Origin of the sequence: Tropicimonas sp., from assembly GCF_047971885.1 — a bacterium.
Lineage (GTDB): Bacteria > Pseudomonadota > Alphaproteobacteria > Rhodobacterales > Rhodobacteraceae > Tropicimonas.
Genome location: NZ_JBKEAE010000197.1, coordinates 1 through 8,340, shown reverse-complemented (window position 1 = coordinate 8,340; position 8,340 = coordinate 1). Strand labels below are relative to the sequence as shown.

Below are 8,340 nucleotides of genomic sequence, written 5' to 3'. Positions count from 1 at the left end.
GCAGGCAAAGCTCCGAACGCTTGCGCAGGAAGCTCATGCCGCCATAGCCGACCGAATTGATGTTGATCACCGCCGCCTGCCCGCCGGCCTTGCGCACGATATCGTGGTTGCGCATCATCACCTCCGGGTCGGCCGACGAAATCCCGAAGGCATAGAGCACGCGCTTGCCGGTCTTTTGTTCATGTGCGTCGATCACCGGCATGATCGCGGTGACGCGCTCGGCCAGCGGCGAGTAGGCCGGCGACATCAGCTTCTCGTCGTCCTTGATGAAATCGACACCGGCTTCGCAGAGTTGCGCGATGACCTTCGCTGTCTCCTGCGGTGTCAGGCCCAGCGACGGCTTGATGATCGAGGCGAACATCGGCCCCTCGGCAACATTCATCAGCCGGCGCGAGCCTTCGATGCCGAACTGCGGCCCCGGATGGCAGGACCAGGCCTCGGGCAGGTCGAAATCCATCACCCGGACGCCGGAGAGCCCGCGCGCGGAATAGACGCCGCCCACCGCGATCGTCATCAATGCCGCGATATCGGTTCCCACCGCGTCGAGCGGGAAGCCGATCATCACGTCGCCGCGCAGGTAGCGCGTCCCCGCCGGATCCTCCGGGCGCGGAAAGCCGGGCGTCGGGGCCGGTTTCAGCGGTGTCACCGAAAGAACGCGCGCCGCGCAGCGTGCCTTGACGGCCTCGGTTTCTCCGGGAAGTTCGGTAAAGGTTCCGGTGGACTGGTCCGAGGCGATCTTGGCCGCCATGGCTTCGATGCTCTGACCCGCGAGGGCGGGAACCTCCAGCCTGTAGGTAACGCGGATCATGTCGCTTCCGGGCAAATCAACCATGGGATCCTCCTCGATTTATATGTGGAATACTCATTATACCACATGATTTCAATGTCATTTTTCCTGTATATTTCCTCGACATGAGTGCCAGATTGCCGGAAGCGACGCAGGCGATGCGGGAAACCCGGTTTACAAGTCGATTATTCAGACGTTTAGCCTATGCTCAGACGAGCCGCGCCGGATGGTTTGTTGCGAAAAAGAACAGGACGATTATGTATTCACAGGATATCATGATGTTATACCATGAAATAGCAACACGATGATCTCCATCGCGAGCGTCCCGTATCGAAATGCACGGTTTGCCCGGTCAGGCATCGTGGAAACAACCGCAGGATATGCACCATGCCCGACAATGACGAGATGATGCCCGCGCCCGCCCCGACGAACCCTGTGGCAGGCAACCCGCCAGCCGGTGACAAGAGCGAGAAAATCGTCCGGCGCAAGTTGTCGGACGAGGTGTTCGAGCGGTTGCGGACGATGATCGCCTCGGGCGAAATCGGCCCCGGCGATCCGATGCCATCGGAACGCGAACTGATGCGGCGCTTCGGGGTCGGCCGCCCTGCCGTGCGCGAGGCGTTGCAGTCGATGCATACGATTGGGCTGATCACCATCTCTCACGGCGGACGCAGCCAGGTCAACGCGCTGTCGGTCGACAGTGTGCTCGACCGGGCCGATGAAGTTGCGCAGATGCTGCTTTCCTCGGAGCCCGACCAGCTGGAATATCTCAAGGAGGCACGCCGGATGTTCGAGATCGGCATGGTGCGGCTGGCGGCAAAACGCGCAACCACAGAGGATATCGCCGATTTGCGGGCGATCGTCGAAAAGCAGCGCGGGCACCTCGACGACCGGCGCAAGTTCATCGAGACCGATCTGCGTTTCCATTCCAGAATCGCCGAGACCACCGGCAACCCGATCATGGGCGCGGTCTCGCATGCGATGCTGCGGTGGCTGCTTCGCTACTATACGGCGCTGCTGCACTGGTCGGGCAACGAGGACAAGACCCTTGCCGAGCACGAGCAGATCATCGCGCTCATCGCGGAGGGCGATCCGGACAAGAGTGCGGCGGCGATGCAGAAGCACCTCGACCGCTCGCGCGACATGTATCGCCACGACGGTTGAGTGTGTGGAATCGTCAGCGCCGCGCGCTGCCCGCCATTCTGCGCGATCACGTTCGCGCCTTACACGCCGTCGGCCGTGGTTTCGGTCATGAACGGAATGCGGGCGGCGCCGATCGCCGCCTCGGAATGGAACGCCACCTCCGGAACCAGGCCGAGATAACGCGCCCGTATCCTTGTGAGGGTCGGGTTTTGCGCGCCGCCGCCGGACGAAAGCACCCGCACCGGACGGCCGCCACCGGTGTCGGCTATGACGTCGAAACCCAGCGCCTCGATCCGTGCGATCCCATCCAGAAGACCATGCAGGAATTGCGAGTCGTCCGCAGGCCGGGGCGAAAGGCGCGGTGCAAGTCCGGGATCGTTGACGGGAAAGCGCTCGCCCGGTTCGAGCAGGGGATAGTAATCCAGCGTCGTATCCTGCATCGGGTCGATGTGGCGGCTCAGTTCGGCAAGCCTCTCGTCGTCGAAAAAATGGCGCAGGACCCGCCCGCCGGCATTCGAGGCTCCGCCCACCAGCCAGACGCTTCCGACCCGGTGCGAATAGAGCCCGCGCGCCGGATCGTCGACCCGCGCCCGGCACAGCATCTTGATTGCAAGCGTCGATCCGAGCGAGGTGACGGCAATCCCGGAGCTTAACGGCGCCGCGGCCAGGAAGGCCGCGATACTGTCGGTTGTACCGGCGTGGACCGTAATCCCGCCACGCAATCCCAGATCGCGGGCGCGGTTCGGTTCCACGATTCCTATCGGTGCGCCCAGCGGATGCGCCTCGGGCAGCAGGCCATCGGGCAAGAGCCTGCAAAGCCAGTCCGGCCAGCTTCCGGTCTCCGGTTCGACACCGGTCTTGAGCGCGTTCATCACATCGCTCTGCCCACCACGGCCGGTCAGTTGCGCGGCAATGAAATCGGCCTGATGCATCAGGTGGCGCGCGCCCGGCGCCTCGCCTGCCAGCCGCATCGCCCGGGCAAGGGCCGAGCCAGCCCCGCGCGCGATATGCGGATCGGGTGCCACGCCGGCGATGCGCCGGGCCTCGGCCTCGAAGCCGGTGGAATTGTACATCAGCGCCCGGCTGACGGGCGCAAGTCCCCCGTCGGTCAGCACAAGCGTTCCGGATGTTCCGTCGACGGCGAGATGCGCGATCGCCGCCGGGTCGTGCCCATCCGCCTGCATCCGCTGCACCTGATGGCGGATGCAGGCCCGCGCCGCCTCCCACCAGAGCGTCGCGTCGATCCGGTTCGGATCCTGAGGCAGATGGGCGACGCTCGCCATCGACAGGACATCGCCGGCCTGGCTGACCACGGCGGTCCGGATGCCCGAAGTGCCTATGTCGATGCCAAGCGAAAGCACTGCGTTATCCCTGTGCCGCCAGCCACTGGCGATATTTCTCGGCGTCCCAGTTGAGCAGTTCGGCCTCGGCCGCCGCGCCGATCGCTTCGGGCGGCCAGTCGCGCGATGTGCGCCGCATCACATCCGCAAGGCACCGCAGCATTGCGCGTTGTGCCGTGGTCGCGCCGGTGCGGACAAGGATGCCGGTGCCGGGAACCGCAATCGCGGGGGGGTGGCTTTCGCCGTCGCCGAGCGGCAGGCCCGGCCCGAGAAACACCACGTGATCGGGATAATAGGACCCTGCTGTCACCGTCGCCAGTACGGCCACATCCTGCGCCAGCCAGCTTTCCCCGGCAGCCCATCCGAAACCCTCGGGCGGGGCAGGGGGCGCAGGTGCTTTCCCGGGGAGCACGGGTTCGCGCCACAGCCGTTCTTCCACCTGCCGCATCAGGTCTTCGGCCTCGGCGGATGTGTCGCCGCAGCAGATCAGCCCGTGATTGGCCAGAAGGACAAGCCGCGTATCCGGCTCGATACGTTGCAGAATCGCGCCGGTCAGCGGCAGGCCCGGCTTGGCATAGGGCACCAGCACCGGATCCAGATCGGCCAGAAGCCGCATCGCCGCCGCGCATCCGGCGGGCGAAATGACATGGGCGAGCGTTGCCACCGAATGCGTATGGGCAACCACCCGCCAGTCGAATATGGCATGGAACGTGGTTTCGATGGACGGGCGCAGGCCTGCCGAAGGATCGAGGATGGCCGCCACACAGGTGCCATCGCCCGCGCCATGTGCCTCGGCGGCAGCCTTGCGGCGGTCGACGGCGACGAATATGTCCCTGGTCCCGGCATCCGCCAGTTCCATCCCCGACGCCTTGATCCACATCACCGCGTCGTCCTTGATCGACGTGTTGCCGCCGGGCCCCTGAATACAGAGGGGGTCAGCGCCGATCCGGGCCGAGAATGCGCGGAAACTGTCGGTCAGAAGAGTTTGCATCGCCTTACCTCAGATGCTCCAGTGTGTAATCGGGTATTGGCGCCCGCATGGAGCGCGCAAGCGCGGCAATCGTGCTTTCGATGCCGTCAGCGCCAAACGCACCCGCATGCAGCCCGCCGCGAACGAAAACGCTGCGCCAGCCTGCCGCGCGGGCACCGGCAATATCGTGTTCGAGACTGTCGCCCACCATCAGCAGCTTTTCGGGCGGCAGGTTCAGTGCGACCTCTACCGCCCGGTAGACCGGCAGATGGGGTTTGCCGTAAAATATCACCCTGCCGCCAGCCTCCGCATGGGCATGGGCAAGCGCCCCGGGAGAAATGACGCACCTTCCGTCGGCGCGGGGTGCTGCGCGGTCGGGATTCGAGCACAGGACGGGAATATCCCGCATCCGCGCCCGTTCGAGAATGCCCCGGCAATCTTCGGCCTGCGCATTGTCCGGCAGTCCCATCAGCAGCACCGCATCGGCACTGTCGATGCCGGAAAAGACCACATCGAGCCCCTCCGCCCAGCTTTTCGCATCGTGCATGGCGCGGGTGATCGGATAAAGCGCCGGAAATGCCAGCCTGCCCGACCGCATGTCCCGCCACAGCGCCTCGCCGGAAGTCATGGTGCATTCGAACAGGTCCGGCGGAAAACCGATCGCGGCGATACGGTCGGCATTGGGCTGCGCGCGCTTGCCGGAGTTCGACAGCACGGCAATCCGGGTGCCGCGTGCCCGCAGCCGTTGGAGCGTTTCGACGGCAAGGGAATATGGCGCGCTGCCGTCGTGCAGCACGCCATACTGGTCCACGACAACCGCCCCGACCCCGTCGAGCGCCGCGTCGAGGGTATCGAGGGCGATCAGCATCGGATCAGGACGGATCGTCCGGTGTCGGCGGTTCGAGCGAGGCGAGATATGCCGCGACCTCGCCGGGTTTCATGGCGGGAGCGGCCCTTTCTGCCGCGCCCGGCGGCATGTCGGCAAAATAGAACTGGAACCCGGGGATGAACTGGCGCCGCTTGCGCAGCTTCATGCCCTCGAAAGGATAGACATCGGAGCGGGCGTTGGCCTTGTCGTGGCAGGCCAGAACGTAATCGGCGCGCTTGTCGATCTCCTCGACCGATTTCCAGCCCTCGTAGGCGTTCACGAACCGCGCGGGAACCCAGTAGCGCCACATCTCGTCGGCGTTGGGCTCGAGGTTGCGCTCGTTGAAGATCGCATCGCCGCAGATCACGATATCGCCGGCGCTGGTGGCCACCGTCACCGCCATATGGCCGACCGAATGGCCGGGGGTGTGGAACATGGTGATGCCGGGAAGCACCTCGCACTCGTCCTCGACCGCCTCGAAGACGCAGCCGGCATAGGCAGGCTCGATCCCCAGGATGCCGCATTCATAGGTGCGGTAATAGAGCGGGAGCGGGTTGTAGGCCATTTCGATCTCGGCCTTGGGCGCGATGTAGCGGGCGTTGGGAAACTCCTTCATGTTCTGGACATGATCCCAATGCAGGTGGGTGAAAACGATGGCGTCGATTTCGGACGGGTCGATGCCGAGCTTCTGTTTCAGATGTTCGTGCACCTGAAGACAGCCGCGTTTCTGGCACTTGTGGTGATAGCGGGTGGCGCGCTCCTCGTCACACAGGCCGGTGTCGACCAGGATCTTGTGCTCGCCGGTGTCGATGTAATAGGTGTAGACAGGCTGCCACATCTTCTTGCCCGCAGGCCCCTTCCAGAAGATGTAGGTGCCCAGATCCCCCTCCAGCCAGCCGGTGTTGATCGGGTAAATCCTGGTTTCGTTGACGCCCATGGCAGCCTCCTGACTCGGTTTCCGGCTCAACATACAAATCACATGGTTTGTATGCAAACATGAAATCGACCGCCGTTGGGCAGACCTATCCGTTCCTGAACGCTTCGAGCGTTTGCAGGAAACTGGCTTCCATATGCTCGCGCATACTGGTTGACGCTGCATGGGAATCGGCCGAGAAGATGCTTCTGAGCAGCGACTCGTGACTTCTGGCCGAGGCTATCAGATCCTCGGGGGCGGCGAATTTCTTGGCCCGGAAGGGGCCGGTGCGGCGGCGGAATTCCGAAGCGAGCTCCTGCATGAATTCGTTTCCCGTCGCCTTGTAGATTGCCTGATGAAGATTGTCGTTGGCGCGCATGTAGGCGATCCTGTCGCCGGTTTCGGCGGCTTTTATGCAGGCCGTCTGCGCCAGTTCGATCTCGGATCTTGACAGGAGCGTCAGCCGCTGCGCCGCCATCCGCGCGCAGGCGATCTCGATTTCATACATGACTTCAAATATTTGAGAAAGCTCGCTTTGCGAATACTGCACCACGCGGACGCCTCGCCGCTCGCCGGCGACAAGTATGCGCTGTGCCACAAGCTGGTTCAGCGCCTCGCGGACAGGGGTTCGCGAGACGCCGAGCCGATTGGCAAGCTGTACTTCGTCGATACGCTCGCCCGGGGTCAGGATACCTGCCGAGATCTCGTCGATCAGCGTACCTACGACCTTCTGAACCGCAGAAATCCGCGGAATTTCGACGTCTGTTCTGGCTCTTGCTTTCATTGTCTGCCGATCGCCCCCTGCCGCACCCGATGCGGTCTCAATCTAGGCGGGTTTGAGGGCGATGGCAATTTTGTATATTTACTTTTCTGTTTGCATGCATAACCTCTGATGATCTGACGATGAGGACACCATGCCAAGGATTCGGTTGGACGGACTTGTGAAGCGCTACGGGGTGGTCGAGGTGTTGCACGACATCAACCTCGAGATGGCGGAGAACGAGTTTACCGTTCTGGTCGGCCCCTCGGGTTGCGGAAAGTCCACCACCCTGCGGATGATCGCCGGGCTCGACAGTGTGAGCGCGGGCGAGATCTACATGGACGACCGGCCCATCAGCCGGCTGGAACCGAAAGACCGCGATCTGGCGATGGTGTTTCAGGATTACGCGCTCTACCCCCATATGAACATCGCCAGGAACATGTCCTTTGCGCTGCGCCTTCAGAAGGCCCCGAAGCACGAGATCGACCGCAAGGTGCGCGAGGTTGCGCAGATGCTGGGCCTTACCGACTATCTGCACCGCAAACCCGGCGAGCTTTCGGGCGGGCAACGCCAGCGGGTTGCGATGGGACGGGCGCTGACGCGCGACAGTTCGACCTTTCTTTTCGACGAGCCGCTGTCGAACCTCGATGCCAAGCTGCGCGGCCAGATGCGGGCGGAACTGGCGCTGATGCGCCAGCGTGTGAAGAAAAACATGATCTATGTCACCCACGATCAGGTAGAGGCAATGACGCTCGCCGACCGGATCGTCGTCATGCAGGGCGGCAGAATCCAGCAGCAGGGCTCGCCGGAAGAACTGTTCAAGCGGCCCGCCAACCGGTTTGTCGCCGGTTTTCTGGGCTCGCCTCCGATGAATTTCATGCAGGTGTCCCTGATCGGGGATGGCGCGCTTTTTGCCGAGGGCGACGGGTTTCGCATCACCTTGCCTGCGGATCTGGCGGCCCGCGCGCGTGCGCAGAATGCGCGCGAGGTGGTGATGGGCATCCGTCCGTCGGACCTGAACTTCGATCCGCAGGCACCGGACGATACCGCGATGCTGCTGCGGGTTTCGCTGGCAGAATATATCGGTGCGCAATCGGTGCTGCTCTGCAAATGCGGCGGCGAGGACATCACGGTCGAACTCAAGTCCGAAACACCCATCGCGCTTGGCGAAACACTGCGTTTTGCCCTGCGCCCCGAAGCCATTCACCTGTTCGACAGGGAAACCGGGCTGGCGCTCTAGGCGCAGGATCAACAACTGGGAGGAGGAAACCAATGCTGAACGGATTGTCCAGAATGGGGAGGGCCGGAACGGCCGTTCTGGCGATCAGCGCCTCTGCGGCGCTGGCCAACCCCTATGCCGACTACGCGGGAACCACCCTTGTGGTGAACTTTCCGTCGACCCCGCATTACGATGCGGTGATCAAGGTCCTGCCGGAGTTCACCAAAGAGACCGGCATCGAGGTCGAGGTGGACATGCTGCCCTACCTCAAGCTGCGCGAGCGCCAGACGCTGGAACTGACGCAGGAGGAGGGTGCCTATGACCTGATCTCCTATGTCGT

General features: G+C 63.3%; 8 protein-coding genes and 1 pseudogene. 3 read left to right on the top strand and 6 right to left on the bottom strand.

Translation table 11 applies throughout. From position 1 onward, the window contains the following. On the bottom strand, positions 1 to 832 hold an 832-nt coding region (locus ACK5IR_RS16420; protein WP_416930401.1), incomplete at its 3' end, for a RuBisCO large subunit C-terminal-like domain-containing protein. Positions 833 to 1,174: 342 nt separating this feature from the next. On the opposite strand from ACK5IR_RS16420, the gene ACK5IR_RS16415 reads away from it, so the two are divergent. Then, positions 1,175 to 1,951 (top strand): transcriptional regulator NanR, encoded by a 777-nt coding sequence (locus ACK5IR_RS16415; RefSeq protein WP_416930399.1) that lies wholly within the window; start codon positions 1,175 to 1,177, stop codon positions 1,949 to 1,951. Positions 1,952 to 2,010: 59 nt separating this feature from the next. On the opposite strand, the gene ACK5IR_RS16410 is transcribed toward ACK5IR_RS16415, so the two are convergent. The 5 genes from ACK5IR_RS16410 to ACK5IR_RS16390 form a co-directional block, all read right to left on the bottom strand. Next, on the bottom strand, positions 2,011 to 3,291 hold the full coding sequence (locus ACK5IR_RS16410; RefSeq protein ID WP_416930397.1) for an FGGY-family carbohydrate kinase: 1,281 nt from the start codon (positions 3,289 to 3,291) through the stop codon (positions 2,011 to 2,013). Positions 3,292 to 3,295: 4 nt separating this feature from the next. Then, the gene (locus ACK5IR_RS16405) at positions 3,296 to 4,261 is read right to left on the bottom strand and encodes a class II aldolase/adducin family protein (protein WP_416930395.1); all 966 of its coding nucleotides are present in this window, start codon (positions 4,259 to 4,261) and stop codon (positions 3,296 to 3,298) included. Between the two features lie 4 nt (positions 4,262 to 4,265). Further along, positions 4,266 to 5,108 (bottom strand): TIGR01459 family HAD-type hydrolase, encoded by an 843-nt coding sequence (locus ACK5IR_RS16400; protein ID WP_416930393.1) that lies wholly within the window; start codon positions 5,106 to 5,108, stop codon positions 4,266 to 4,268. A 4-nt stretch (positions 5,109 to 5,112) separates the two neighbouring features. Continuing rightward, positions 5,113 to 6,045, bottom strand: coding sequence for an N-acyl homoserine lactonase family protein (locus ACK5IR_RS16395; protein WP_416930391.1), 933 nt, complete (start codon positions 6,043 to 6,045; stop codon positions 5,113 to 5,115). A gap of 85 nt (positions 6,046 to 6,130) precedes the next feature. Beyond that, positions 6,131 to 6,805, bottom strand: coding sequence for a GntR family transcriptional regulator (locus ACK5IR_RS16390; protein ID WP_416930389.1), 675 nt, complete (start codon positions 6,803 to 6,805; stop codon positions 6,131 to 6,133). A 130-nt stretch (positions 6,806 to 6,935) separates the two neighbouring features. Here ACK5IR_RS16390 and ACK5IR_RS16385 point away from each other — a divergent pair, with 130 nt between their 5' ends. Both ACK5IR_RS16385 and ACK5IR_RS16380 read left to right on the top strand, forming a co-directional pair. Next, complete coding sequence (locus ACK5IR_RS16385) at positions 6,936 to 8,021, top strand: ABC transporter ATP-binding protein (RefSeq protein ID WP_416930388.1); 1,086 nt, start codon at positions 6,936 to 6,938, stop codon at positions 8,019 to 8,021. Between the two features lie 32 nt (positions 8,022 to 8,053). Then, positions 8,054 to 8,340 (top strand): annotated as a pseudogene (locus tag ACK5IR_RS16380) (sugar ABC transporter substrate-binding protein); the annotation flags it as partial.